This is a genomic window from Mesorhizobium sp. M0208, from assembly GCF_040322015.1.
Classification (GTDB): Bacteria; Pseudomonadota; Alphaproteobacteria; order Rhizobiales; family Rhizobiaceae; genus Mesorhizobium.
In genome coordinates this window covers 39,146-64,040 of sequence record NZ_JAMYSP010000023.1, presented here as the reverse complement: position 1 = coordinate 64,040, position 24,895 = coordinate 39,146, and the positions used below count along the sequence as shown (strand labels likewise).

Below are 24,895 nucleotides of genomic sequence, written 5' to 3'. Positions count from 1 at the left end.
TGTACCGCAACCTCAAGGCGATCGGCTCGATAAATTCTGGCGCCGAGGCTCAGCTGGCCGTGCGCAGGCGCCGCGATCGGACAAATGTCTTAAGTCCCTCGGAGTCTAACGGGTGGCCGAAGGCATAACCCTGCAATATGTCGCAGCCCAGGCCCTTGAGTAGCCGTGCGTGCTGCATCGTCTCGACGCCTTCCGCCACGACCTCGATACCCAGCGATTTGCCGATTTCGATGATCGACGAGACAACCTGCCTTCTCTGCGGCGATTTGACGATTGGGGTGACCAGCTGCCGATCTATCTTCAGCCGGCGCGGCTGCAACTTCAGCAAACTGACCATCGAAGCGTAGCCGGTACCAAAATCGTCTATTTCGATGTCAATCCCCAGTTCTTTTATTTGCTCGATGTTCCACGTGACAAGATCGTCGTTCTCGTCCAGGAAAATCGACTCAACAAGCTCGAACGAAACTGTTCCTCTCTTGATATCTTGTTCTCGCAGGCTCTTGATAAGCTCCTCGTCTTGAAGGCGCCTCGCCGAGACATTGACCGACACCCGTGGAATGTTAAGTTTTGCAGCGGACCACTCTTCGAAATCCGAAAGCGATTGCTTCAATATGGCTTGGTCGATGATCGAGACGACGTTCAGTTCTTCCGCAATCCTCAGGAAGATGTCGGGCTCCAAAATACCCTTTACTGGATGTTGCCACCTCGCCAGCGCCTCAACCCCAACGATTTCGAGCGTCTTTGCGTCAAATTGGGGCTGGTAGAACGGGATGAACTCGTTGCGCTCGAGGCCGCCGAGAATTTCGTCGGCAATCCGTTTTGTATCGACGATTTCGCTTTGCATCGCGTCAGTGAAGAATTCGTATCGATTGCGCCCTCGGCTCTTTGCTCGGTAAAGCGCGATATCTGCGTTCACCAGCAGGTGTTTGGCTTCGACATCTTTTCCGTTGTCGACAGCTATACCCACGCTGACGCCAAAACGGCACCGGTGGCCCTGATAATAGACGGGCTCGCGCATCTGGCTGATGACCCGATCGGCAAGCAGCGCCAGTTGCTTGGTATCGTCGCGTACCACGCACAGAACGATGAATTCGTCTCCTCCAATGCGGGCGACGAATCCTTCGTCGCCGACCTTCGATCTGAGGACTGTCGACGCGTGAACCAGCATCGCGTCACCGGCGGCGTGGCCCAGCGTATCGTTGATGTGCTTGAACCGATCCAGATCGATGTGAAGCAGTGCCGCACGCCCGCCTGAGCGCCTGGCGTTTGCCGCGTAGTCTTCCAGTACCTGGTCGAGGTAACGCCGGTTGGGCAAGCCGGTCAGCGAGTCATGAAGCGCAATGTGCTCTATGCGCGCCTTGGCCGACTCGAGTTCTGCATTTTTCGACTCCGACAGCTGTTTTGCGCGAACCAGATCCTTGTTCAGCAGGACGTCGGCAGTCACGTCCCATTCCGCGCCGATCATTTTTGGGGTGTCGTTTGTGGCCCGGTAAAGGATCGCCTTGGACCGGACATGACGGACCTCGCCATTCGGGCGCACAATCCGGTACTCCGACAAATATGGTCGTCCGCTGGCCACCGCCGTATCGAAATCTGCGTTGGCGCCAGCCAGATCATCTGGATGGATCGCTCCCGCCCAGTCTGTGTAGCCCCGGTGCTCCCCCGCTGGTTTGCCATATATTTCATTGACGCGTTCATCCCATGTAAGCTCGTTGGTCGCGAGATCGTGTTCCCAAACCCCGATAGCCGAAGCTTCCAGAGCGAGTTCGAGGCGTCGTGACAATCGGCGCAATTCCGCATAATTGCGCTGTCTTTCGCCTATCAGACGACCAGTGACCAGGAAAGGGAACACAACCAAGGCCCCGGCCGTCGCCATGATCGCGCGCAACAACCATGCGTTACTTGGCGTCGAAGGCCAGCCGTTCTCGGGAATGGCAGCGAGCTGCCACGAGCCGGAAGGAAGCAAAACGTCAGCCGTCACCGGATCGCTTTTGCTGATCTCCTCATTGCCGTAGAATTGACCACCTCGGTGACCGAGGGCGTCCCTGCCGATCAGCGCTACGTCGATCCCGAGATCGTCGTCAAGCATGCCGCTCGCTTTGTAAAGGCGCTGCACGTCGACAACGGCTGAAATAATGCCCCAGAACCTTTCCGTGTTGCCCGCGCTGGGCACGAAAACCGGAAAGCGGCCGATGAAGCCTTGTCCCCCCTGCTTCAGCTCGACGGGACCGGCAAGCACCAGCTTGCGTTCATCTCGCGCCCTCAGCGCAGCCGCACGCTGCCGCTCGTTCTTGCGGTAGTCCAGGCCCATCGCCTGCTCATTACCCTCCATCGGGTACATCAGGGAAACGACCAGATCGGGCGCGCCGGCAATATTGTTCAATTGCGAGTCGGCGCCAAATAGATTGCTCGCCAGCGAGGCGAAGCGTTGCTGTCCCATATAAGGCTCGGTCACGACGGCGGCGACCAATCCACGCACGAGTTGAAGGTTTCCGTTGATATTGCCTTCGAGCTTGGCGCGGATGAGATTGACCTTGGTCAACACGTCCGCACGGACGGCCTGGTCCGAGACGACTTTGTTCTGGTGCTCCGCGAACGCGGCGCTGATAAGTATGACGACAAGCGCGATCGCCGCCGGAATATTTGCCGACGAAAAGACGACCTCCTTGATGCCGCCGAACTTAGCGCGGAAAAAAGCCAATAGGCGATTCCTCAAGTGCCATTTCAGGTTCCCGGGTCGACCCGATGAGGAAACATTAGCTTTCAATGTTTAATGTCACCTTCACGCTCCTTAGAGCTTTGCGCTTTCCGACCCGTTGCTGATGCTGCAGGCCCGAGCGGTTGGAGCCAGCTGCCGACTTCCACTGACATGGTCCCACTGATTGAGTTGAGATGCGCTGGCGCCGGCGATCCTTCGGAAGATCGAGGAGCGCGAGCGATTGCAAACTTCGACGCTCCGACCCGAGTACTCAGGAGCGTCGACCTGGACTAGTGCCCCTCGATCGCCTTGGGAGACACAAGGTATGGTATCTTGCCGATGCTGCGCTTCGTCGCGCCAATGGAATAGGCCATCGGTATCTTGGGAGAGTTCTCTGGCAGGCCGTACATATCCTTGCCGGCCCGCACGGCAAATGAAAAGTGCTGCCACGAAACAGTGTCATGCTCATTGAGAAAATCGAGCGTCAGACCAGCTGAAATCAGCGCATTCACCACGTCACTGATCGGGTGGATCCATTCATAATAGCGAGGATGCTTCAAGATGCGGTCATCGCCGGTGTAGGTCAGTTCCTCGTTCCAGGCGAGCGGTCGAGCTATCGGCGTTCGCCAGTCGTGCTTCAATTCCAGGGCCGCGGCCTTTCGATCGCACTGAAACATCAATGGATGGCCCTCGGCCATGTAGAGACGGCCGCCGGGTCTCAGGAGGTCGGCAACCACCCGCGCCCAACGGAAAACGTCGTCCAGCCAGTTTACCGAGCCCCATGTAACGTAAGCGATGTCAAAGGTCCGACCGAGCGCTTCCACCGCTTCGAACAGTGGCGCTTCCACGAAGCGCACGTCGGTGCCTGCCTTCGCAGCAAAATCCCGCGCCGCCGCGATCGCCGCCGGTGAAAAGTCGAGCCCCGTCACACTGCCTGCGCCGAGATTCTTCAGGCTGATCGTGTCGAGGCCGATGTGACACTGCAGGTGGACGATATCCTTGCCGGCAATATCGCCGACCTCGCGCGTTTCCAGCTCGTAGAGATTGGATCCGCCGGCCAGCACATTCTCGATGTGGTAGCTGCCCGTTGTGTCGGTCGAGTGCAGTTCGGCCCGATCATCCCAATTAAGGCGGTTCGCACCCAAAAACCGTTCCAAATTCCCCCCACCCCTGACTGACGCATGGTAAACAAGTCGTTAAACTACCTTTGCAGCGAAAGTATCGCGCGTCAATCCGGACCGGGCGGCAGTTTGCCACCATTCGCGGACACCATAGCTTCTGGAACGCTTGCCGCAGATCAAAGGCTTCTGGCGCAGTCGCCGCGCTTGGCAATAAGACCCTGCAGGCGCACCTGACGCCATCCTCGTGGTCTGCATGTGGATTGTCGGTTCCTCAGCCCGGCACAGCCACCATCGCGACATTTCGGGAGAGTTCGTTTGTGGGGGCACCTGCGCCCGCCGTGCCGTTCGTGAGTGCTCGGTAGAGTGCCACATAATCGCTGCACATGCGCTCGACCGTGAACCGCTTCTCGAACGTCTGCCGCACTCGTGCGCGATCGAGGCAGTCTATGCGCCGGAGCGCGCCCACAGCTTCCTCCACCGTATCCACGATCCATCCGGACACACCGTCATCGATGATCTCCGGGACGGCGCCACGCCGGAACGCAATCACCGGCGTACCGCAGGCCATTGCTTCGATCGTCACGAGCCCGAAGGGTTCCGGCCAGTCGATCGGGAACAAAAGCGCTTTCGCATTGCCCAGAAAATCCGCCTTTTGCCGCTCATCGATTTCGCCAATGAACTCCACGTTCGAATGCCGCAGCACTTGCGGCTCGACCCTTTCCTTCCAGAACGACTGGTCCACCTTGTCGATCTTGGCGGCGATCTTCAGGGGAAACCCCGCCCGCACTGCTATTTCTATGGCCGCTTCCGGCCCCTTTTCCGGCGAGATGCGACCGAGAAACGCAAGATAGCCAGAGGTGTTCGGGTGGAATGGCAGAAGATCGCGTGGCAGGCCATGATGCACGGTTCCAATCCAATTGACTGGCGGCACGGGCCGGCGCTGGTCGAAGGAGATCGAGACCAGGGGAACATCGTCGAACATAGCATAAAGTTGCGCCAGATCGGGCAGGTCGAGCCTGCCGTGAAGCGTGGTAACCGTTCGTCTGGCAAAATCCCGAATGATGGGGAAGTGCAGAACATCGACGTGGAAATGCAAAACGTCGAATTCATCGGCTCGCCGGCGCACCCGTTCAAGCATCATGACGTGGTGCGGACCACCGTCCTGGACCCTGGGATTCAGGCGCAGCGCGACGTCGCAACACGGCACCAGCTCGGCTGAGGTACGAGAATCGGCGCTGGCGAACAACGTCACCTCGTGGCCCTGTCGGACAAGTTCTTCGGTCAGATACGAAACAATTCGCTCCGTTCCACCGTAGGTTCGGGGCGGCACGGATTCGGTTAGTGGCGCGATCTGGGCTATTTTCATTTAGAAAATCTTTTCGGCGGCGACCGCCGTCTTTCAAACAAGCTTCGGCGGCAACCAAGACAAGCGAGAGCTTCTCGTTGCGAAGTATTCTATGCAGAGCGTATTTATAGTTGTGCCTTCCGTGCTCCTCCCGTGCAAGCAGGTTGCCCTTATTCAACTCCTCTGGATCCAAGAACTGCGATCCATAAGAAATGTTTCACCGGCTCGATAAAAAGACAGAATGAGCTACGCGCCGCCGCCCCGCCGCCCCCTGACAGGCAGCTTTGGATCGCTCGATCACCACCAAGTGATCCAGGCGTGCCGGTGCCGAATGGAACATAAAGCCCGGAATTCAGTTAGATAGCCGGATTTGGCTGGAGTACCGCCAGATGCGAATTCCAGCTGGGCAGGGCACTACCGTGACACGGAGTGAGCGGCTTCGGGCGCATCTCGCCGAACTCAGGCACCACCTTGCCGAACTCGGGAGCCATAAACGCTCCCTATGGAGGATGCCATGAACCAGTGGACAAACGCCAGGCTCTGTGACGTAGCCAACCTGATCCTTGGGGCAATTCTGTTCTTCTCTCCCTGGATCTTCACGTTTGCGGCAGGCCCGCAGACGCAGAACGCCCTCGGCAGCGGAATCTTGATCGTCGTGCTGTCGGTTGCCGCCCTCGCAGCATTTGCCGTGTGGGAAGAGTGGGTGAACCTGGTCGTCGGGCTGTGGGTTCTCGTATCGCCCTGGGTGCTTGGATTCCAGGCGACAACGGCGATGACCGTGCATGTCGTGATCGGCATTCTGGTCGCGGTGCTGGCGGCGATCGAGCTCTGGATGATGTATCAGAACCCGCCGACCCAGTCGGCCGCCTAGCAGGCGCAGCCAGCCAGCGCCCTTTTTGGGCCTGACAGATCGATCGGTCGTCTGCCGGCCTCTCGGCAACAGCCGCCGGAGGCCGGGTAGGCGGTTGTCTGGACGAGAACCAAGAAGGATGGCGCATCATGGTCGGTGACAATCCGCGTTCGACGGCCAGGATTGCAGGACATCCCGTTCATCCGATGCTGGTGCCGTTTCCGATCGCCTGCTTCGTCGGCACCCTGCTGACGGATCTGGCCTACTGGCGAACAGCGGAGATGATGTGGGCTGACTTCTCCGCTTGGCTGGTTACCGTCGGCGTGATCATGGGCTGCCTTGCAGCGATCGCGGGGCTGATCGATTTCCTGGCCAATCCGCTGGTAAGAGCACAGCCCCCCGCCTTGCCGCACGTGCTAGGCAATCTGCTGGCGCTGGCATTGTCCATCATCAACATGCTCGTGCACACCCGCGATGCATGGACCTCCATCGTTCCTACCGGCTTGATCCTCTCGGCGGTTGTCGTGCTCATCCTTATCTTCACCGGTTGGCTGGGCTGGTCCATGGTTTACCGGCATCACGTCGGAGTGGCGGATTGATACGCGCAGCAAGCTCCATCAGTCAGACCAGGCGCATCACGGTGTCCGTGCTCATTTGCACTGCGGCGATCACTCTTGCAGCGTGCAGCGGCAACGACCCGGACCCCAGCAGTCAGATAGGGCCGAATCCAAAACTGCCGGAGCCGGTCCAATATTTCTTCCCGCCCATGCATCTCGCTTCCGTGGTCGGATGGAAGAACGACGAAAAGCCGACAGTCGCGCAGGGGCTGCAGATCCAGGCCTTTGTCAACGGCTTGCAGCATCCGCGGTCGCTTTATGTGCTGCCCAACGGCGATGTCCTGGTGGTTGAGTCCAAGGCGCCTGGCGGCGAACCGATCAAACGGCCCAAGGATTTGGTGATGGGCTGGATCGAGTCCTGGGTCACCTCGGGCGGCGACAGCGGCCCGAGCAACCGCATTACGCTGCTGCGCGACGCCGACGGCGATGGCAAGCCGGAGCTGACCAGCGTATTTCTCGACCACCTCAACTCGCCCTTCGGCGTGGCGCTGGTGGGAAGCGATCTCTACGTCGCCAATACCGATTCCATCGTCCGCTATCCCTACAACACTGGTGACACAAAGATCACCGCGCCCGGAACGCCGCTAACCGCCCTGCCCGGCGGCCCGATCGACCACCATTGGACGAAGAGCCTGGTGGCAAGCCCCGACGGCTCGCTGCTCTATGTCGGCATCGGCTCGAACAGCAACGTCGCCGAAAACGGCATCGAGGCCGAGAAGAACCGCGCCGCCATCTGGCAGGTGGACAGGGCCACCGGCCAGTCGCGCATTTTCGCCAGCGGTTTGCGCAATCCAAACGGCCTGAGCTGGGAGCCGCAGACCGGGGCGCTCTGGGCAGTGATCAATGAGCGCGACGAGCTCGGCCCCAATCTCGTGCCGGATTATCTGACGTCGGTAAAGGATGGCGGCTTCTACGGATGGCCATACAGCTATTATGGCCAGCATCTCGATCCCCGCGTCATGCCCCAGCGTCCGGACCTGGTCGCGAAAGCGATCGTTCCGGACTATGCGCTGAGTTCCCACGTCGCCCCTCTGGGACTGGCCTTCTATACGGCAAACAGCCTCCCCGAGGCATATCGCGGCGGCGCTTTCGTTGGCGAACACGGCAGCTGGAACCGCACGCGCTTCAATGGCTACAAGGTGGTGTTCGTACCATTCAGCGGCGGCCATCCTAGCGGCGTCGCTACCGACGTGGTGACCGACTTCCTGGACAAGGACAACAAGGCGCGCGGCCGGCCTGTCGGCCTGGCTGTCGACAAAACCGGGGCCCTGCTCATAGCCGACGATGTCGGCAACACAGTTTGGCGGATGACATCTGCCGGCCAATAAAGTGGCCCGCTCCCTTCGTCGAGCTGTCGGTCGAGCAGGTGGAAGGGATCCCCGACGATCGCCGTTCCGTGGTTCTGCCAAGCGCATTCGGTGTGCTCGCCATTGCCTGCCGCTTCGACCGAAGGACCGCCAGCGCCGCGAAATGGTATTTTTGCCCTTCCCACAGCCGGCTCTAGAATTTTCATCGCAAATCAAGTTATGATGCACTTGGTATTTCCCGGGACGGCTTGCGCCGCTTGGAATACCGGGAGGAACCGGGACATGGCCGTTGCGCTTGTACTCGTTCTGATAGTCGTGGGCTCGGTGTTGTTCCACTTCCTGAGCCCATGGTGGTGGACGCCGATTGCCTCGAACTGGGACTATATCGACAACACCATTTTCATAACTTTCTGGATCACCGGCGTCGTCTTCGCCGCCGTGGTTCTTTTCATGGCCTATTGCGTCTTCCGCTTCCGTCATCGGGAAGGCAATCAGGCGGCGTATGAACCTGAGAACAGGCGGCTCGAATCCTGGCTGACGGTTGTCACCGCGGTTGGCGTCACGGCTTTGCTCGTTCCAGGCCTGTTCGTCTGGAGCCGGTTCGTTAACGTTCCAAGCGACGCAACAGAGGTCGAAGTCGTCGGCCAGCAGTGGCAATGGAGTTTCCGCCTGCCCGGCAAGGACGGCAAGCTCGGCACATCCGACACTCGCGACGTCAACGCTGAAAATCCACTCGGCGTCATCGCCACCGATGCCAACGGCCAGGACGATGTCGTAGTGGAAGCGGCCGACCTGCACCTCCCGGTTGGCAAACCGGTCAAGATGCTGCTCCGCTCGATCGATGTGCTGCACGATTTCTACGTGCCGGAATTCCGCGCCAAGATGGACATGATCCCGGGCTCGGTCACCTATTTCTGGTTCACTCCGACCAAGACCGGAACCTTCCAGGTCCTGTGTGCCGAACTCTGCGGCCAGGGACATCCGATGATGCATGGCGTGGTCATGGTCGATACGCAGGAAGACTATCTGGCGTGGCTTGGCCAGCAGCAGACTTTTGCGCAGCTGTCCGCGCCCCAACAGATGGGCTCGGCAGAGTAGGAAACCGAAACGACGGTGCGCCGTCGGGATTGAAAATGTGCGGCAGGCCCGAACTGTCGGGCTTGGCCGAAAAGGGCACGGAGGTGTTCCTATGGTCGATATCACACCTGCAGATGCGGTACCGCCGGCCGAAGTCGCGGAAATGGAACTCTACCATCCGCACAGCTGGTGGACGAAATACGTTTTCTCGCAGGACGCCAAGGTCATTGCCATCCAGTATTCGGCGACGGCGACAGCGATCGGCATGGTCGCGCTGGTGCTTTCCTGGCTGATGCGGCTGCAACTCGGTTTCCCCGGCACATTCGATTTCATCACCCCGGAAGCCTACTACCAGTTCATCACCATGCACGGCATGATCATGGTGATCTACCTGCTCACCGCACTCTTCCTCGGCGGCTTCGGCAACTACCTGATCCCGCTGATGGTTGGCGCTCGCGACATGGTCTTTCCCTATGTCAACATGCTGAGCTACTGGATCTATCTGCTGGCCGTGCTGGTTCTGGTGTCGAGCTTTTTCGCGCCCGGCGGACCGACGGGTGCCGGCTGGACGCTTTATCCGCCGCAGGCGATCATGACCGGTACGCCAGGCGGCCAGGACTGGGGCATCATCCTGATGCTCGTCTCGCTGATCCTGTTCATCGTCGGCTTTACCATGGGCGGCCTGAACTATGTCGTGACGGTGCTGCAGGGCCGCACGCGCGGCATGACGCTGATGCGCCTTCCGCTCACTGTCTGGGGTATTTTCACCGCCACCGTCATGGCGCTGCTCGCCTTCCCGGCGCTGTTCGTCGCCTGCGTGATGATGCTTCTCGACCGGGCGCTCGGCACCAGCTTCTTCATGCCGGCGATCGTCGAGATGGGCGAACAGTTGCAGCACGGCGGCGGCAGCCCGATCCTGTTCCAGCATCTGTTCTGGTTCTTCGGCCACCCGGAGGTCTACATCGTTGCGCTTCCGGCCTTCGGCATCGTGTCCGACCTGATCAGCACCCATGCGCGCAAGAACATCTTCGGCTACCGCATGATGGTCTGGGCCATCGTCGGCATCGGCGCGTTGAGCTTCGTAGTCTGGGCGCACCATATGTATGTCAGCGGCATGCATCCCTATTTCGGCTTCTTCTTCGCCACCACGACACTGATCATCGCCGTTCCGACCGCCATCAAGGTCTACAATTGGGTGCTGACGCTGTGGCGCGGCGATATCCACCTCACCATTCCAATGCTTTTCGCCCTCGCCTTCATTGTTACCTTCGTCAATGGCGGGCTGACCGGCTTGTTTCTCGGCAATGTCGTCGTCGACGTTCCGCTGTCGGACACGATGTTCGTCGTCGCCCATTTCCATATGGTCATGGGGGTTGCGCCGATCCTCGTGATTTTCGGGGCGATCTACCACTGGTACCCAAAGGTCACCGGCCGGATGCTGAACGAGACACTGGGCCGGTTCCACTTCTGGATCACCTTTCTCGGCGCCTATCTGATTTTCTTTCCCATGCACTATCTCGGCTTGATGGGCGTGCCGCGGCGCTACAACGAATTGACCGACATGACGATCATGACGGAATCGGCCCACCACCTGAACTCGTTTATCAGCATCATGGCTTTTATGGTCGGTTTTGCCCAGATTGTGTTTCTGTTCAACCTCATCTGGAGCATCCGCCATGGCCGTGAGGCTGGCGGCAATCCGTGGCGGGCAACGACGCTCGAGTGGCAGACGCCGCAAACACCGCCCGCCCACGGCAATTTCGGCAAGGATTTGCCGATCGTCTATCGCTGGGCCTATGACTACAGCGTACCGGGAGCCAAGGAGGACTTCATACCACAAAACGTTCCGGGCTCCTTCGCGCCCTCCAGGGAGCCGGCATGAGCGTAATCCTGGTCTTCCTGCTCGTGATCGCCGGTATTGCTGGGTGGTGGCTTTCCCATCAGCGGCTAATGACGAAGCCGTGGCTCGAGCAAAGCATGGCCGGGGATTTTGTCGCTCTGGACCGATCGGCGCTGCCGACCGCAAAGATCGGTCTCGGCGTCTTCCTTGCCGTCGTCGGCTGCCTGTTCGCGCTGTTCACCAGTGCTTACTTCATGCGCATGGCGCTGTCGGATTGGCGGCCTCTGCCCATCCCGCCCCTGCTCTGGCTTAACACCGGCGTACTGGTCTTGAGCAGCATTGCGATACAGTGCGCTTCGCTCGCGGCGCGCAAGGGTCAAGTGGACATGGTCAGGCTCGGCCTCGCCACAGCTGGACTCACGGCGCTCGTCTTCCTGATTGGACAGCTTGTGGCATGGCGGGAACTGAGTGCGGACGGCTATTTTCTGGCATCCAATCCGGCCAACAGCTTCTTCTACCTGCTAACGGGAATGCATGGCCTGCATATACTGGGAGGACTGGTCGGGCTGGGCAGAACGAGCGTCGGTGCCTGGAACGGAGCGCAGCCGCAGCGGCTTCGCCTCAGTGTCGAGCTGTGCGCGATGTACTGGCATTTCCTGCTTTTCGTCTGGCTCGCCATCTTTGCGCTTCTGGCCGGCTGGGCTTCGACTTTAATCGACATTTGCCGAGGGTTGCTGACCTAGGAGGAACGGGCGGATGGCAGAGACGACACTGGCCCACATCGGCCGAACAGAGCCGCGGCCCGCAGGCTGGCAAGGCATCGCCGCCGACTGGTCCTCGGATCAGCGGGCGTTCAAAAACGTGTCCTGGGGCAAGGCCATGATGTGGATCTTCCTGCTCAGCGACACGTTCATCTTCGGCTGCTTCCTGCTCTCCTACATGACCGCGCGTATCTCAACACGCGTGCCGTGGCCCAATCCGAGCGAGGTTTTCGCCCTGCGCATCGGCGGCTCCGACATTCCACTGATCCTTATCGCCATCATGACCTTCGTGCTGATCTCGAGCAGCGGAACGATGGCCATGGCGGTCAATTTCGGCTACCGCCGCGACCGCCGCAAGACGGCAGTCCTGATGCTCTTGACCGCAGCACTCGGCGCGACCTTCGTCGGCATGCAGGCCTTCGAATGGACCAAGCTGATCACCGAGGGCGTGCGGCCTTGGGGCAATCCCTGGGGCGCTGCACAGTTCGGCGCATCCTTTTTCATGATTACCGGCTTCCACGGCACGCATGTGACGATCGGGGTGATCTTCCTGATCATCGTGGCGCGAAAGGTCTGGCGCGGGGATTTCGACGTCGGACGGCCCGGCTTCTTCACCAGCCGGAGGGGGCGCTACGAGAACGTCGAAATCATGGGGCTCTACTGGCATTTCGTCGACCTGGTCTGGGTGTTCATTTTCGCATTTTTCTATCTTTGGTGAGAGGCAGGACATGGCTGAAGCAACCGCAAACGGCCTGGGACAACACGCACTGGACAGCGCCCATGGGCATGATGCGACGACGACCGGCGTTACCCCGGCGGAGGTTCATCAGGAGCACCCGATCAAGCTCTATCTGGTGGTGTGGGCATGGCTGTTCATCCTCAGCACCTGCTCCTATCTGGTCGACTATTTCGGTCTCCATGGCTATCTCAGATGGTCGCTGATCCTGATCTTCATGATGCTCAAGGCCGGACTGATCGTCGCCATCTTCATGCACATGGCCTGGGAACGGCTGGCGCTGACATATGCGATCATCCTGCCGCCCGTGCTGGTGCTGGTGTTCGTGACGATGATGGTCTTCGAAGCGGACTACACGCTGCTCACCCGAATGGCGTTTTTCGGGGCCGGGCCCTGACATGCAGTCCGGATCCACGCGGTCCGGTCCTTGAGGCTTAGCCTTGAAACAATCCATGGCTGGTCCATTTCTGTTGATATCGGAAACGACAGGCGATGCCGGCGTTTCCACATGCGTCGCGAACACGAGCAAGGGGCGCCCAAGATGACCATCGCAAACAGACTGAAGGACTTCATCGATAGGAAAGGAATTTCCTACGACACCGTCGAGCATCACCGCACCGCGACAAGCAGACAATCCGCCATTGCGGCACATGTGCCCGGCAGCATAATGGCCAAATCGGTGGTCGTTCACCACGACCGTGGCTACGCGCTCGCCGTGGTTCCAAGCACGCACAGGATAGAACTCGCGACATTGCAGGATGTCATGGAGAAGCCTCTTGGACTTGCCTCCGAAGACGAGGTGGTCTCGTTGTTCGGCGATTGCGACGTCGGCGCTGTGCCGCCGATCGGCGCTGCCTATGATGTGCCGGTGGTTCTCGATGAAAGCCTCGGCGACGCTCCCGAAATCTATTTCGAGGGCGGCGACCACAAGACGCTTGTGCATGTGAGCGGCAAAGATTTCCGCGACCTGACAAAGGACGCGCGCCAAGCCCGTTTCAGCCACCCCGCCTATTGAAAGCTCTGCCTCACCCTGCCCGCACCGGCACTTTCGCCGGTGCGGGCAGAGTGCATTTTTTCAGCTCACGGTCTGGTCGCCGGCGGCGATTCCACAACTTTCCGGTAAACATGCCAGGTGGCATGGCCAAGGATCGGCAGCACGACTGCCAACCCGGCGAACACTGGCAGCGATCCGATGATCAGGGCGACGGCGACAATAAGGCCCCACACCGCCATCACGATCGGGTTGGCCAGCACAACGCGCACCGAGGTGTGGATGGCTTCGTAGGCGCCGACATCGCGGTCGAGCAACAACGGGAATGCGACGACCGTGGTGCACAACACAACCGCCGCGAACACGAAGCCGATGGCGTGACCCAGGATGATGAGCGTCCAGCCGCGTCCCGTGGCGAATATTTCACTGATGAAGCTGGACAGCGATTGCGGCGGCGCCGGTCCGAACAGGGTCTGGTAAAATATCTGGGCCGTCAAAAGCCAGGCGATGAAGATCGCAAGCAGCATGACACCGACCGCTGCAATAGCCGGCAGCGCTGGAGAACTCCTGACCTCAAAGGCGTGTCTCCACGAGGCGTCGAGCCCGGCTTCCCGCCGCCGACTGATCTCATAGAGGCCGATCGCCGCGAACGGACCAATCAGCGCAAAGCCGGACACAAGCGGAAACAGCAACGGCAGCGTGTTGTTGCCTGATGTCCAGACAGCAAGCACGACTCCGGCAATCGGATAGATCAGGCAGAGAAATACGATGTGCGACGGCTTGACCATGAAATCATCGACGCCACGCCTGAGCGCATCAAAAAGATCGGAGACACCGATTTTTCGAATTCTGGTGTGTTCCAGCGTCTCGCTGGCGCCTGCTATCACGTGAAAGCTTGCCATGACCATTCCTCCAGACCAGGTCCGGTAAGGTCGCGTTTTACGGTGCTGCCGTTCTGCATGATTGGCCCACGCAAACCGCGACCTGCACCATGATCAATATACTCTCATGCGGGGGACTTGTCGCGCTTTGTAGGAAGGCCCGGGAGTAGGAGGTCCCGGGTAGCCCGACTAGCTACGGACGTGGTTCTTCGATATGCTCTTCTAGTCGAAGGTGAAGGTCATGGACGGAAGGACAGTTCTCATACTCGGCCTTGGCGTCGTTATTCTGCTGTTGCTGGGATTTTGTGCTCTGCCAACGTGATTTTTTGAGCCGGAGTCAATAGCCGGCTGAAGCGATCACTCGCATTACAATGGTGTCGGCAAGCAACGCCGCAAATATTGCGAAAAGATAGACAATCGAATACGCAAACAGCGCCTTTGCCGGCTTCATCTCCTTGTCGGCGACGAGAACCTTCCAAGCCTGCCAAATGAAACCTGCACCCAACGCGGCTGAAGCAGTGCCGTAATATCCGCTCGCGAAGCCGAAGCCCCAAGGCAGCACGCCGATTGGCGCCAAGAGCAACGAATAGGCGAAGATTTGTTTTCTGGTCGAGTGCTGGCCGGCCACATTCGGCATCATCGGGATGCCCGCCGCGGCATAGTCGCCGACCTTGAAAAGGGCCAGCGCCCAGAAATGAGGCGGCGTCCAAAGGAAAATGATCAGAAACAGAATGAGACTTTCAATGCCTATTGCGCCTGTTGCGGCCGCCCACCCGATCACCGGAGGAAGGGCACCTGCCGCGCCGCCTATGACGATATTCTGTGGCGTCGAGCGCTTCAGCCACATTGTGTAGATAACGACATAGAAAAAGATGGTGAACGCCAACAACGATGCGGCGAGCCACCCCACCAACACGCCGAGCGTCATGACCGACAGTGCGGAAAGCACCAGACCGAAGCCGAGAGCTTCGCCAGGCGTGACGCGACCGGACGGAATTGGTCGCTTGGACGTGCGAGACATCAAGGCGTCTATGTCTGCGTCGTACCACATATTGAGCGCGCCGGCGGCTCCCGCTCCAACCGCGATTGCGCCGATGGCGATTACGGCGATAACTGGATTCATCACGCCGGGCGCCATCATCAGGCCGACGAAGGCAGTAAACACGGCAAGCGCCATGACCCGCGGTTTCAAGAGCGCAATGAAATCGCCCGCCGTCGCCTCCGAGAGGCGGATGCCGGTATCCTTGAGACGGCTTTCTTCAGTCGACATTCAGACGACCACCGATGGGAACGGCAGCCTAGCCGGCCAATGTCTTTTTTGCAACGAGCCGCCCTCACCACCGACACTGCCGGCAGATTGCGGCCGAGGCTATGCCTCGACCTGTTTGCGATACCAAGATCCGGCGGAAGAGCCGCGCTATTTGGAGAATTGCTTCAGGTAGGCGATGACATTGGCGATGTCCTCGTCTTTCTTGAGGCCGGCGAACGCCATCTTCGTTCCTTTGACCATCGCCTTGGGATCGCGAAGGTAGGTCGTCAGCGTGGCTTCGTCCCATTTGACGCCCGACTTGCCGGCCTCGGTCATGGCCTTGGAATAGCTGAACCCTGGATGCGTGCCGGCCGTTCGGCCGATGACGCCGTTCAACGACGGACCGACCTTGTTCTGGTCCTTGTCTGCGACGTGGCAGACCTTGCATTTGGCGAAGACCTTCTCACCCGCCGCCGCATCCTGTGCCCGCGAGGGGCCGGCAATGACGGTGGCGACGGACATTACGATAAAAAACACAATGGCACGCATGGCATTTCCTCCCTGATCGCCAATTTGCCCTGGCTGACCTGCGCAGGCCCACCTTTAGTCCGCTGGCATGCGCTCTTGAATGGCAGAACGGATATCCACTGCCTGGAGTTGCGGCACCTACATACCACGGAACCCGGCCGGCAGGTAGAGTTCGATCATGCAATGGATTAATGCGGACAATCCGCTCAAGGCAATTTGGTGTTGCAGGTGGCGGCGATCCGGCCGACCGCCTCTTCAACTCCGGCGAGGTCAAACTCGGCTTTGCCGCGCCCCGACAGCAGCCCGAACCGCCAGGACAGCAGCAGCCGGTCCGCGGAAATCAGTCGCCTGATGCCGTCAGCACCGTCGCGGACCAGCATCTTGCTGTGCGGCCCGACCGACCAGCTTTCGTTGAGCTTGGCGGATTGGTCGACAGTCACCGACATGGCGATGGTTCGGCTGGCGGAAACGGTGTCGCTCAGCTGCAGCCATTCGCTCCAACGCGGTTCGCCGGCTGTCCGGCAGGCGATCGTCAAAACCGGGCTGTAGCTCAATGCGCCGCCGCCGGTGATGAGCTTGTTGGTCGCGTAAAGCGAGGCGGTGACAAGGCCATCGCTGCTCTTGTCGAACCGCCAGTTGGCGAGAACCGTATCAGCCTGGGCACTGCCGCAGACCGACGCAAGCAGGAACGCCGCCGCCACGCTTCCGATACCGAAGAACTGTCTCAACGATGCCTCCAACAACCGCTGCGATTTCGCAACCCAGCGCAGATAATCATCAAAGTTTCGTATCGCTACCTCGACCGCCAGATACGTGAAATCCGTTGCGTCTGCGCCACAACGAAAAAGGCCGCCTCGAGAAGGCGGCCTTTCGGAATTCAGCAGGAACGTTATTCAGCGTCCTTGGCGGCCTTCTTCTTCGGCGCGGCCTTTTTCTTCGGTTCTTCGGCGTCGTCGTCGGCCTTCTTTGCGTCCGCTTTTTTCGCAGCCGCCTTCTTCGCCGGCTTGGCCTTGGTTGTCTCCGTATCCTCGTCGTCGGCCAGCAGCTCTTCCTTGCTGACCTTGACATCGGTGACCGAAATCTGGCCGAGCAGATGGTCGACCACCTTCTCTTCGAACATCGGCGCGCGCAACGTGTTCAGCGCTTCGGGATTGTTGCGATAGAATTCGAAGGCTTCCTGCTGCTGGTTGGCCGGATAGCGGCGTACCTGCTCGAACAGGCCGCGCTGCAGTTCCTCGTCCGTCACGGTGACGCCGGCCTTCTCGCCGATTTCGGCGAGAACCAGGCCGAGACGCACGCGGCGCTCGGCAAGCCGCATATATTCGGCACGCGCTTCTTCTTCCGTCGTCTCTTCGTCGGCAAAGGTGCGCCCGGCAGCTTCGAGATCGCGATTGACCTGGTTCCAGATGTTGTTGAACTCGGCCTCGACGAGCTTGGACGGCGCCTCGAACGAGTAGGCAGCGTCGAGCTGGTCGAGCAACTGCCGCTTGACTTTCTGGCGCGTTATCGAGCCGAACTGGTTCTCGATCTGACCGCGCACCACCTCGCGGAGGCGCTCCAGAGATTCCAGGCCAAGGTTTTTGGCCATCTCGTCGTTGATCTCAAGTTCGCCGGGCTTCGACACTTCCTTGACGGTCACGTCGAAAGTGGCTTCCTTGCCGGCCAGATGCGTCGCCTGGTAGTTTTCCGGGAAGGTAACCGTGACCTGCTTCTCGTCGCCGGCCTTGCTGCCGACCAGCTGGTCCTCGAAGCCGGGGATGAATTCCTTCGAGCCGAGCACCAGCGGCTGATCGGTGCCGGCGCCGCCGTTGAAGGCTTCGCCGTCGATCTTGCCGACGTAATCGATGGTCACGCGGTCGCCCTCGGCGGCCTTGCCGGTCTTCGGCTCGTAAGTGCGGGCGGATTCAGCGACACGCTTGACCTGCTCGTCGATCTCTTCATCCGGCACGTCGAACACCTGGCGCGTCACCTTGATGTCGGAGAAATCCTTGATCTCGATCGGCGGAATGACCTCATAGTTCAGGCGGAACTCGAAGTCGGCACCGCCTGCCAGGATCTTCTCGGCTTCCTTCTCGTCCTCGGTCATGATCACTTCGGGCTGCATGGCAGCCTTTTCGCCGCGCCCGGTGATGATCGAACGGGTCGAGTCATTGAGGATCTCGTTGACCACTTCGGCCATGAACGATTTGCCGTAGACCTTGCGCAGATGCTGCACCGGCACCTTGCCGGGGCGGAAGCCGTTGATGCGGACCTTGTTCCTGGCATCGGAGAGCCGCGCCATCAGCTTGGCTTCCATGTCACCAGCCGGCACGGTGATCTTGATCTCGCGCTTGAGACCGGAGTTGAGCGTTTCGGTGACCTGCATCATAAAACCTTTGTTCCACCAATGAGGCCGTCAAACGGCCCCTGCCGTTTACAGCCTGCCGGTATGATCTTGCCGGGAATGGCTTTTGGTGCGGGACTTGGCGATCTGTCCGCTCAGCGCGGCACAAATCCTCCAGAAATACGCTCCAAAATGTGAATAAGTCTTTGTTTTTCCTACTTCTTATCACATTCTGCAGAAGCGGATCGTCGCGTCCCGTCACATTCGACACGCCTTTTGTCACAGGCGCGGCCGATTTTCAACCATCTTTGCATTCCGGCCAATGATGCCGATGTGGGCTCTGACATTGACAGAATGATGGCTACATGGGATTGGCCGGGCAATGCGGATGTGGCGGAATTGGTAGACGCCCTGGATTTAGGTTCCAGTGCCGAAAGGCGTGGGGGTTCGAGTCCCTTCATCCGCACCACCCTTCGCTCTTCGAGCTTCGGGTGGCAGGCCACTCGAAGCTCCTCCGAAGCCCTGGCGAAGGAGGGTCATTGGCAAGGCAGTAGCGATCTAATAAAGCGGCTCCTCGAACAGTGTCTTGTCGCCGTCCACCAGCGCCTTGATCTGCGCCGTGCCGTTGGCCGCGATCGCCACGCGGATGCCGAACGGCCGCACCCGCATGTCGTTCTGGATCGCTATCCCCTCGCCTTTCGGCAGATAGAAGCGCTCGATGCCGTACTCCGGCGCGATCGTCGTTGCTCCCTGGCTGATATCCCAGCCCTCGGAGACGTGTCCGACGATATCGGCTTCACCGGATGCTGCCGGCGCCGGCGCTTGCCCGAACCAAGCCGCGGTCGGCCCCCAATAGCCATCGGCGCCCTGCTTCAGCCTGACCACGATCGACGTTTCCTCGCTGGAAAGCTTGCCGGCCGGAATGTTGCCGATCAGTTTCACCGGTATGCGCGAAATATCGTAGCCGAGCAGAATGTAGTCACCGCGCAAGAGATCGCGCGGATCGATCGGCTCGACCCTGAGCAGGACCTGCTTGCCATCGCGCAGGATCGCCGCGCGTCCGGCGATGATCCAGCTCAGAAAGCCGATCTGGACGAGCGCCAGGACCAGCGCCGAGATGATCAGTCTTTTGCCGGTCATCATGCCGCCGCTCCTGTCATGTTCGAGGCGTTCATGCGCTTTTCTATGCGGATGATAATGAAAGCAAGAACGGCGAGAAGTACCGCCGCCGCAAGCAAGAAGCCTGCCGTGTCGAGCATTGATTGCAGCATCACCACATAAATGATGGCGAGTTCGAAGGCGAAGCCCGCATAAGCAACCCAGCGCAGTCCCCGGCTCTCGCGGCCGCCCAGCACGATCGCCGCGACGATGCCGGCCAGCGCAACAGCCGAGGCAATGGCGAAGCCGCCATTGTAGCTGCTTTCATCCGCCAGTTCGAATTGGATCATCGCCAGGCCGGTGAGAAAGCCGATCAGCGCGTGCAAGGGCAACCTGCCGCCGAGTTGCAAAACCCTCTCGACCGGCCCGGCAGCAAAGATCGCAGCGGTAAAAAGCAGCACCGATGCGGCAACGAGCGGGATGGCGACGTGCAGCGTGTCATATTCCATGGCCAACAGCACGAGGTAGAAAAGGACCGACAGGATGATCAGGTGGCGCGCCGCCTGGCTGCGCGTCCAGAACGAAACGGCGAACAGAATTAGCGCCATGACCACGAAGAGATGCGGAAATTCCGTGCGCCGGAAGTAGTCGAACCCTCTCAGGAACAGCCAGGCATCGGCGATGCCGACGGCAGCGACGGTCAGCGGGTTTGAACGCAGCGCCACCGCCGCCAGCGCCGTACCGGCGCCCCAGGTGATCAAGGCCGAGGCCTCGTCGCCCGACAAATGATACATCTGGCCGATCAGCGCGATCGATCCGCCGAACGCTGCTGCCGCGACGATCCACAGCGCCTCGCCGATCGCCGCATGGTCGCGCATCTTCAGCACCGCCCCGCCGACATAGCCGGCAAGGATAACGGCAAAAAGTGCCGCGACCCGCACCAACCGCGGGATGACTTCCCAGTTGGCGGCGATGAAGATGAGGATAGCGGCGCCGAACAGCAGCGCCGCCATCATCGCCAGGATCGAGCCGAAACTCAGCGATTTGCGTTCGTTTGCCTCGACGTCGCGCGTCAGCGCAACGGCTGTCGGCGCATCGATCAGGCCGGCCTGTTGCCATCGTGCGATATCCGACCTGACCCGTGACGAATAGCCCGCCATGCCCCTCCCCTCTGCTTGGTCCTTTTAGCTTGTCCGGCCAAGCGTTTGACCTAACGGCATTTTTCCGATCTGGGCGGAAAACCGGACGCGCGTTAATGTTGCATTGCACAAATTGCATTGCTGCCATGCACCAATAGCGCTTTTAAATCGATATGACCCCACCTATTTTCACGGTGCACACAAAGACGGAATGATCCGAAAGAAAGACGAAACGAGACTACCATGAACCTGATCCGCAACTATCGCAACTGGCGCCGCTATAGGGACACCGTGTCCGAGCTGAGCCGCCTGAGCACCCGTGAACTGACCGATCTCGGCATCAGCCGCAGCGACATTCACTACGTCGCCCGCAAGTCGGTCTAATCCTTCGGGCCGCAAATGGTCCGAACCAGTTTTGAAAAGAGAACGACAATGAACCTGATCCGCAACTATCGTAACTGGCGCGTCTACCGCGAGACGGTTACCGAGCTGGGTCGCCTGTCGAACCGCCAGCTCAACGATCTCGGCATCGTCCGCGACGAGATCAAGATGGTCGCCCGCAGGGCGATCTAACCACAAGAATTTCGCCAGGGTCGACCTCCTCCCCGACCCTGACGGATACGGTCAGCCTTCACCTCCTCCCGAGGGTTGACCACAAAAACGGCGCCCGCCGGACCTCCTCCCCCGGCGGGCGCTGTTTCCAGGTTGTTTCTAAAAGGGTTTCGCGCCCTTCAAATGGCGAAAAGAATTTCGTCAAAGCCGACCTCCTCCCCGGCAATGACGAATACGGTCGATCTTCACCTCCTCCCGAGGATCGACCAACAAAACGACACCCGCCGGACCTCCTCCCCCGGCGGGTGTTGTTGTTTTTGGGGCGGCTTCCCCCGTCAGCCATGCAATTGCAATCCTTGCGCCAAGCGACTATTTCGGCGCTCATGAGCAAAAATCCCATTCACGTCATCGGCGGCGGTCTCGCCGGCTCCGAAGCCGCCTGGCAGGCGGCCGAAGCCGGCGTTCCCGTTGTCCTGCATGAAATGCGTCCCGTCCGCGGTACCGACGCGCACAAGACCGACGGGCTGGCCGAGCTCGTCTGTTCCAATTCCTTCCGCTCCGACGATGCGCAAACCAATGCCGTCGGCCTGCTGCATGCCGAAATGCGGCTCGCCGGTTCGCTGATCATGAGCGCCGGCGACGCGCATCAGGTGCCGGCCGGCGGTGCGCTTGCCGTTGACCGCGACGGGTTTTCCGAAGCGGTGACCAGAACGCTCGAAGCCCACCCGCTCATCACCATCCAGCGTGAGGAAGTGCCCGGCCTGCCGCCGGCGGAGTGGGACCAGGCGATCGTTGCCACCGGTCCACTGACCGCGCCGTCGCTCGCCCAGTCGATCGCGGAAGCGACCGGCGCCGACGCGCTCGCCTTTTTCGACGCCATCGCGCCGATCGTCCATTTCGACACGATTGACATGGACATCTGCTGGTTCCAGTCGCGCTACGACAAGGTCGGCCCCGGCGGCACCGGCAAGGATTACATCAACTGCCCGATGGACAAGGAGCAGTACCTTGCCTTCGTGCAGGCGCTGGTCGACGGCCAGAAAACCGAATTCAAGCAGTGGGAAGGCACGCCCTATTTCGACGGCTGCCTGCCGATCGAGGTGATGGCCGAGCGCGGCGTCGAGACGTTGCGCTACGGGCCGATGAAGCCGATGGGACTGACCGATGCGCATAATCCGTCTGTAAAGGCGTATGCCGTCGTTCAGCTTCGCCAGGACAATGCGCTGGGCACGCTCTATAACATGGTCGGCTTCCAGACCAAGCTGAAGCACGCCGAGCAGGTGCGCATATTCCGCACCATTCCCGGGCTGGAACACGCCGAATTCGCCCGCCTCGGTGGCCTGCACCGCAACACCTACATCAATTCGCCGACGCTGCTCGACGCTTCGCTGCAGTTGAAGTCGCGGCCCGGCTTGCGTTTTGCCGGCCAGATCACCGGCTGTGAGGGCTATGTCGAGAGTGCCGCCATCGGCCTGCTCGCCGGGCGTTTCGCCGCCGCCGAAAGGCTTGGCCATGCGCCGTCCCTGCCGCCCTTGACCACCGCTTTCGGCGCGCTGCTCAACCACATCACTGGTGGCCATATTGTCTCTGACGACGAGCCGGGAAAGCGCTCTTTCCAGCCAATGAATGTCAATTTCGGCCTGTTCCCGCCCGTGGAGGCGCCAAAGATCGAAGGCAAGCGGCTGCGCGGCAAGGACAAGACGGTCGCCAAGCGGCACGCGGTGACATCGCGCGCGCTCGCCGACTGCCGCGAATGGCTGGGGCTGCCTGCAACAGCGCAAGCTGCGGAATAGATCTCGGTTTTTGCGGATTTCGCGGCGGAGAAGTAGGATAATATCCTACTTTGTATCGCGAGCCAAATCCCATGGAATCCGCTGAGAAACTGTCCGTCACCGTAACACCCGCCATGGCGCGAATGATCCGCGAAAAGGTCGAGGACGGCTCCTACGGATCGGCGAGCGAGGTCGTCCGCGCGGCTCTTCGCGCCTTCCAGCGCGAAGAGGAAGAACATGCCGAGCGCATGGCCTCGATCCGGGCGCGCGTGAAGGCCTCGATCGAGGACACAAGGCCAAACCTTTCAGGCGAAGAAGTTCGTGCCCGTCTTAGGGAATTCGTCGCGCAGTATTCGAGCCGCGCCGATGATTCGGCGCCTTGAGGTCGAATATCGCGAAGACGCCCAAAATAATTTGGCCGATATTTTCCGGCATATTGTTGAGACTGGTGGAAATCCTGACGTTGCATTGAAATCGTCCTGCGCATCGAAGATCGATGTCAAAACATCGGCAATGCACCGCGTGGCGGCCAGCCGCGCGGCGACATTGCGCCAGGATTGCGAACGGTGCCGTTCGAGCACTCGGCTATCACCCGCCTATGTTGTCGACGATGATGTCGTCCGCATCGTCAACATCTTCTATGGCGGTCGCGACTATGAAATGCTGATGCGCGATGGCGGATCAAGTGATCCATCATGATGGAAACTACTCAGCCGGGCCGATGCTCGCCGCAGGCCGGATTTCCTCATTAGCAATCAGCCTTCACACAGCCGGCCAGCCTTGCGTCGCACGCCGGAACAAGAGCCAATGCCGGCGCAAGGCCGAAAGCCGTACCGCGCCATCAAGCGGTGAATGGCGGGAGCCGTCCATCTGGTCGAGATAGGCGCGCGTCAGAGCCAGCGGCAGAAAGGCCGGGCGCAGTGAAACCGGCAGAGCGAACGCCCCCTGCTCGAAAGCGGAAAGATGCTCGCGTGCCAGCGCGATCATCGCGGCGACCGCGCGTTCCGCGCCCGGCCCGCCGTCACCTGTAACGAACTCTTGCGGCGACGATCCCGCCGCAGCCAAAATATCGGCCGGGACAAAGCACTGTCCCCGCTTGCGATGCAGCGGCAGCAGAAGCAGGAGACCGGTCATCGCCTGCGCACAACCTGCCCTGCCGGCAAGATCGGCAAAGCGCGGCGCTTGGACCGGATCGAGCACCATCGCCGCAAGCTGGATGAGTGCTGCGGCAGTCTCGCCGCAATAGCCTTCGAGGTCGGTGCGTGACGGCATCGGATCGTCATAGAGATCGAAGATGCGCGCTTCGAGCATATTGTCGAAAGCGGCCTTAGGCAGGCGGTGAGCGGAAATCGCCGTCCTCAGCGCGTCCGCCACGGGATGGCCGATCTGAGTCCGATCCTCTTCGGCGGCGATGACGTCGCGCCACCATTGCAGCCGCACCTCGCCCGGCAGCGCCTCGTGGATGCGATCGCGTACGCCGGCGATTTCGGCGTTGAAGGCATAGAGCGAAAACAGCGCGTCACGCTTGTTCTCGGGCGCATAGAGCACGCTGAGATAGCGGTCATGGTCGGCGGCACGCACCGTCTCCATGACGAGTTTGGTGTTTTCGGCCACGTCAGTCGACGGCGATGAGCGCTGCGGCCACGGCGCGATCTTCCGCCAGCAGCACATTATAGGTCCGCACCGCCGCCCCCGTCGACATCGGATCGGCGGAAATGCCCGCTTCTTTCAGTGCCGTACGCAGCGCGGCAGGCAATGGTCTCAGATCCTTGCCGCTGCCAACCAGCAGGATCTCAACCTTGGCGGCCTCGTTGAACAGCTTGGCGAAATCCGCTGCCGTCAGCGCCAACGGATCGGCCGGCTCCCAGCCATAGATGCCCGAAGGCAGGCACAGCAGCGAGCCGCGATGCGACATGTCGGCAAAGCGGAAACCGCCATTGCCGTAAGCCTCGATCGGTGCGCGGCCCGGGAAATGCGCCTCGCGGATGACGATGCCCTTGGCCACTTTTG

26 protein-coding genes and 1 tRNA gene are annotated in these 24,895 nt (G+C 60.2%); 15 read left to right on the top strand and 12 right to left on the bottom strand.

Going from position 1 to position 24,895, the window contains the following annotated elements; genetic code table 11:
* Window positions 1-49: 49 nt before the first annotated feature.
* From NKJ17_RS22025 to NKJ17_RS22015, 3 genes are all read right to left on the bottom strand, one after another.
* Complete coding sequence (locus NKJ17_RS22025; protein WP_352689974.1) at window positions 50-2,629, bottom strand: bifunctional diguanylate cyclase/phosphodiesterase; 2,580 nt, start codon at window positions 2,627-2,629, stop codon at window positions 50-52.
* A gap of 359 nt (window positions 2,630-2,988) precedes the next feature.
* A complete protein-coding gene (locus NKJ17_RS22020) occupies window positions 2,989-3,843 on the bottom strand; it encodes a class I SAM-dependent methyltransferase (protein WP_352479767.1) in 855 nt (284 codons plus the stop codon).
* Window positions 3,844-4,090: 247 nt separating this feature from the next.
* Complete coding sequence (locus NKJ17_RS22015; protein ID WP_352508760.1) at window positions 4,091-5,185, bottom strand: glycosyltransferase family 4 protein; 1,095 nt, start codon at window positions 5,183-5,185, stop codon at window positions 4,091-4,093.
* A 493-nt stretch (window positions 5,186-5,678) separates the two neighbouring features.
* On the opposite strand from NKJ17_RS22015, the gene NKJ17_RS22010 reads away from it, so the two are divergent.
* From NKJ17_RS22010 to NKJ17_RS21970, 9 genes are all read left to right on the top strand, one after another.
* Window positions 5,679-6,035, top strand: coding sequence for an SPW repeat protein (locus NKJ17_RS22010; protein WP_254818350.1), 357 nt, complete (start codon window positions 5,679-5,681; stop codon window positions 6,033-6,035).
* A gap of 128 nt (window positions 6,036-6,163) precedes the next feature.
* Entirely contained in the window at window positions 6,164-6,613 is a 450-nt protein-coding gene (locus tag NKJ17_RS22005; protein ID WP_352689959.1) for a DUF2231 domain-containing protein, read from the top strand.
* A 68-nt stretch (window positions 6,614-6,681) separates the two neighbouring features.
* Complete coding sequence (locus NKJ17_RS22000) at window positions 6,682-7,959, top strand: PQQ-dependent sugar dehydrogenase (RefSeq protein ID WP_502896049.1); 1,278 nt, start codon at window positions 6,682-6,684, stop codon at window positions 7,957-7,959.
* A 261-nt stretch (window positions 7,960-8,220) separates the two neighbouring features.
* Window positions 8,221-9,036, top strand: coding sequence for a cytochrome c oxidase subunit II (gene coxB, locus NKJ17_RS21995; protein ID WP_352689957.1), 816 nt, complete (start codon window positions 8,221-8,223; stop codon window positions 9,034-9,036).
* Between the two features lie 91 nt (window positions 9,037-9,127).
* Complete coding sequence (gene ctaD, locus NKJ17_RS21990) at window positions 9,128-10,897, top strand: cytochrome c oxidase subunit I (RefSeq protein WP_352689956.1); 1,770 nt, start codon at window positions 9,128-9,130, stop codon at window positions 10,895-10,897.
* A complete protein-coding gene (locus NKJ17_RS21985) occupies window positions 10,894-11,598 on the top strand; it encodes a cytochrome c oxidase subunit 3 (protein ID WP_352508764.1) in 705 nt (234 codons plus the stop codon). Before ctaD ends, NKJ17_RS21985 begins: the two co-directional genes overlap by 4 nt.
* Window positions 11,599-11,611: 13 nt before the next feature.
* Window positions 11,612-12,334 (top strand): heme-copper oxidase subunit III family protein, encoded by a 723-nt coding sequence (locus tag NKJ17_RS21980; RefSeq protein ID WP_254818344.1) that lies wholly within the window; start codon window positions 11,612-11,614, stop codon window positions 12,332-12,334.
* 10 nt (window positions 12,335-12,344) lie between these two features.
* Window positions 12,345-12,749, top strand: coding sequence for a cytochrome C oxidase subunit IV family protein (locus NKJ17_RS21975; RefSeq protein ID WP_352689955.1), 405 nt, complete (start codon window positions 12,345-12,347; stop codon window positions 12,747-12,749).
* A gap of 144 nt (window positions 12,750-12,893) precedes the next feature.
* The gene (locus tag NKJ17_RS21970; protein ID WP_254818342.1) at window positions 12,894-13,367 is read left to right on the top strand and encodes an aminoacyl-tRNA deacylase; all 474 of its coding nucleotides are present in this window, start codon (window positions 12,894-12,896) and stop codon (window positions 13,365-13,367) included.
* A 65-nt stretch (window positions 13,368-13,432) separates the two neighbouring features.
* On the opposite strand, the gene NKJ17_RS21965 is transcribed toward NKJ17_RS21970, so the two are convergent.
* From NKJ17_RS21965 to tig, 5 genes are all read right to left on the bottom strand, one after another.
* Entirely contained in the window at window positions 13,433-14,245 is an 813-nt protein-coding gene (locus tag NKJ17_RS21965) for a DUF2189 domain-containing protein (protein ID WP_254818341.1), read from the bottom strand.
* A gap of 316 nt (window positions 14,246-14,561) precedes the next feature.
* A complete protein-coding gene (locus NKJ17_RS21960; RefSeq protein WP_352479773.1) occupies window positions 14,562-15,494 on the bottom strand; it encodes a heme o synthase in 933 nt (310 codons plus the stop codon).
* A 147-nt stretch (window positions 15,495-15,641) separates the two neighbouring features.
* Window positions 15,642-15,995 (bottom strand): c-type cytochrome, encoded by a 354-nt coding sequence (locus NKJ17_RS21955; RefSeq protein ID WP_502896050.1) that lies wholly within the window; start codon window positions 15,993-15,995, stop codon window positions 15,642-15,644.
* Window positions 15,996-16,207: 212 nt separating this feature from the next.
* Window positions 16,208-16,729, bottom strand: coding sequence for a hypothetical protein (locus NKJ17_RS21950; protein ID WP_352689954.1), 522 nt, complete (start codon window positions 16,727-16,729; stop codon window positions 16,208-16,210).
* A gap of 161 nt (window positions 16,730-16,890) precedes the next feature.
* Window positions 16,891-18,366, bottom strand: a complete 1,476-nt coding sequence (gene tig / locus NKJ17_RS21945; protein WP_352689973.1) for a trigger factor — start codon at window positions 18,364-18,366, stop codon at window positions 16,891-16,893.
* 342 nt (window positions 18,367-18,708) lie between these two features.
* Here tig and NKJ17_RS21940 point away from each other — a divergent pair.
* Window positions 18,709-18,793, top strand: a tRNA-Leu gene (locus NKJ17_RS21940).
* Between the two features lie 89 nt (window positions 18,794-18,882).
* Here the strand turns inward: NKJ17_RS21940 and NKJ17_RS21935 are convergent.
* Window positions 18,883-19,467, bottom strand: coding sequence for a GDYXXLXY domain-containing protein (locus NKJ17_RS21935; RefSeq protein ID WP_352689953.1), 585 nt, complete (start codon window positions 19,465-19,467; stop codon window positions 18,883-18,885).
* On the bottom strand, window positions 19,464-20,582 hold the full coding sequence (locus tag NKJ17_RS21930; protein ID WP_352689952.1) for a DUF2157 domain-containing protein: 1,119 nt from the start codon (window positions 20,580-20,582) through the stop codon (window positions 19,464-19,466). Before NKJ17_RS21930 ends, NKJ17_RS21935 begins: the two co-directional genes overlap by 4 nt.
* A 222-nt stretch (window positions 20,583-20,804) precedes the next feature.
* On the opposite strand from NKJ17_RS21930, the gene NKJ17_RS21925 reads away from it, so the two are divergent.
* The 5 genes from NKJ17_RS21925 (at window position 20,805) to NKJ17_RS21905 (ending at window position 23,584) form a co-directional block, all read left to right on the top strand.
* Entirely contained in the window at window positions 20,805-20,945 is a 141-nt protein-coding gene (locus tag NKJ17_RS21925; protein WP_254818335.1) for a DUF1127 domain-containing protein, read from the top strand.
* A 48-nt stretch (window positions 20,946-20,993) separates the two neighbouring features.
* Window positions 20,994-21,134: a DUF1127 domain-containing protein gene (locus NKJ17_RS21920; protein ID WP_023678914.1), complete on the top strand. Its 141-nt coding sequence runs from the start codon at window positions 20,994-20,996 to the stop codon at window positions 21,132-21,134.
* Between the two features lie 362 nt (window positions 21,135-21,496).
* Entirely contained in the window at window positions 21,497-22,906 is a 1,410-nt protein-coding gene (gene trmFO / locus NKJ17_RS21915) for a methylenetetrahydrofolate--tRNA-(uracil(54)-C(5))-methyltransferase (FADH(2)-oxidizing) TrmFO (RefSeq protein WP_352689951.1), read from the top strand.
* 71 nt (window positions 22,907-22,977) lie between these two features.
* Window positions 22,978-23,268, top strand: a complete 291-nt coding sequence (locus tag NKJ17_RS21910) for a type II toxin-antitoxin system ParD family antitoxin (protein WP_352505857.1) — start codon at window positions 22,978-22,980, stop codon at window positions 23,266-23,268.
* On the top strand, window positions 23,252-23,584 hold the full coding sequence (locus NKJ17_RS21905) for a type II toxin-antitoxin system RelE/ParE family toxin (RefSeq protein WP_352505856.1): 333 nt from the start codon (window positions 23,252-23,254) through the stop codon (window positions 23,582-23,584). Before NKJ17_RS21910 ends, NKJ17_RS21905 begins: the two co-directional genes overlap by 17 nt.
* Window positions 23,585-23,647: 63 nt before the next feature.
* Here the strand turns inward: NKJ17_RS21905 and NKJ17_RS21900 are convergent, their stop codons facing one another.
* Together NKJ17_RS21900 and NKJ17_RS21895 are read right to left on the bottom strand one after the other, a co-directional pair.
* Window positions 23,648-24,475 (bottom strand): phytoene/squalene synthase family protein, encoded by an 828-nt coding sequence (locus tag NKJ17_RS21900; RefSeq protein WP_502896052.1) that lies wholly within the window; start codon window positions 24,473-24,475, stop codon window positions 23,648-23,650.
* Window positions 24,476-24,500: 25 nt separating this feature from the next.
* Window positions 24,501-24,890: an Mth938-like domain-containing protein gene (locus NKJ17_RS21895; protein ID WP_352505854.1), complete on the bottom strand. Its 390-nt coding sequence runs from the start codon at window positions 24,888-24,890 to the stop codon at window positions 24,501-24,503.
* Between the last annotated feature and the right edge of the window lie 5 nt (window positions 24,891-24,895).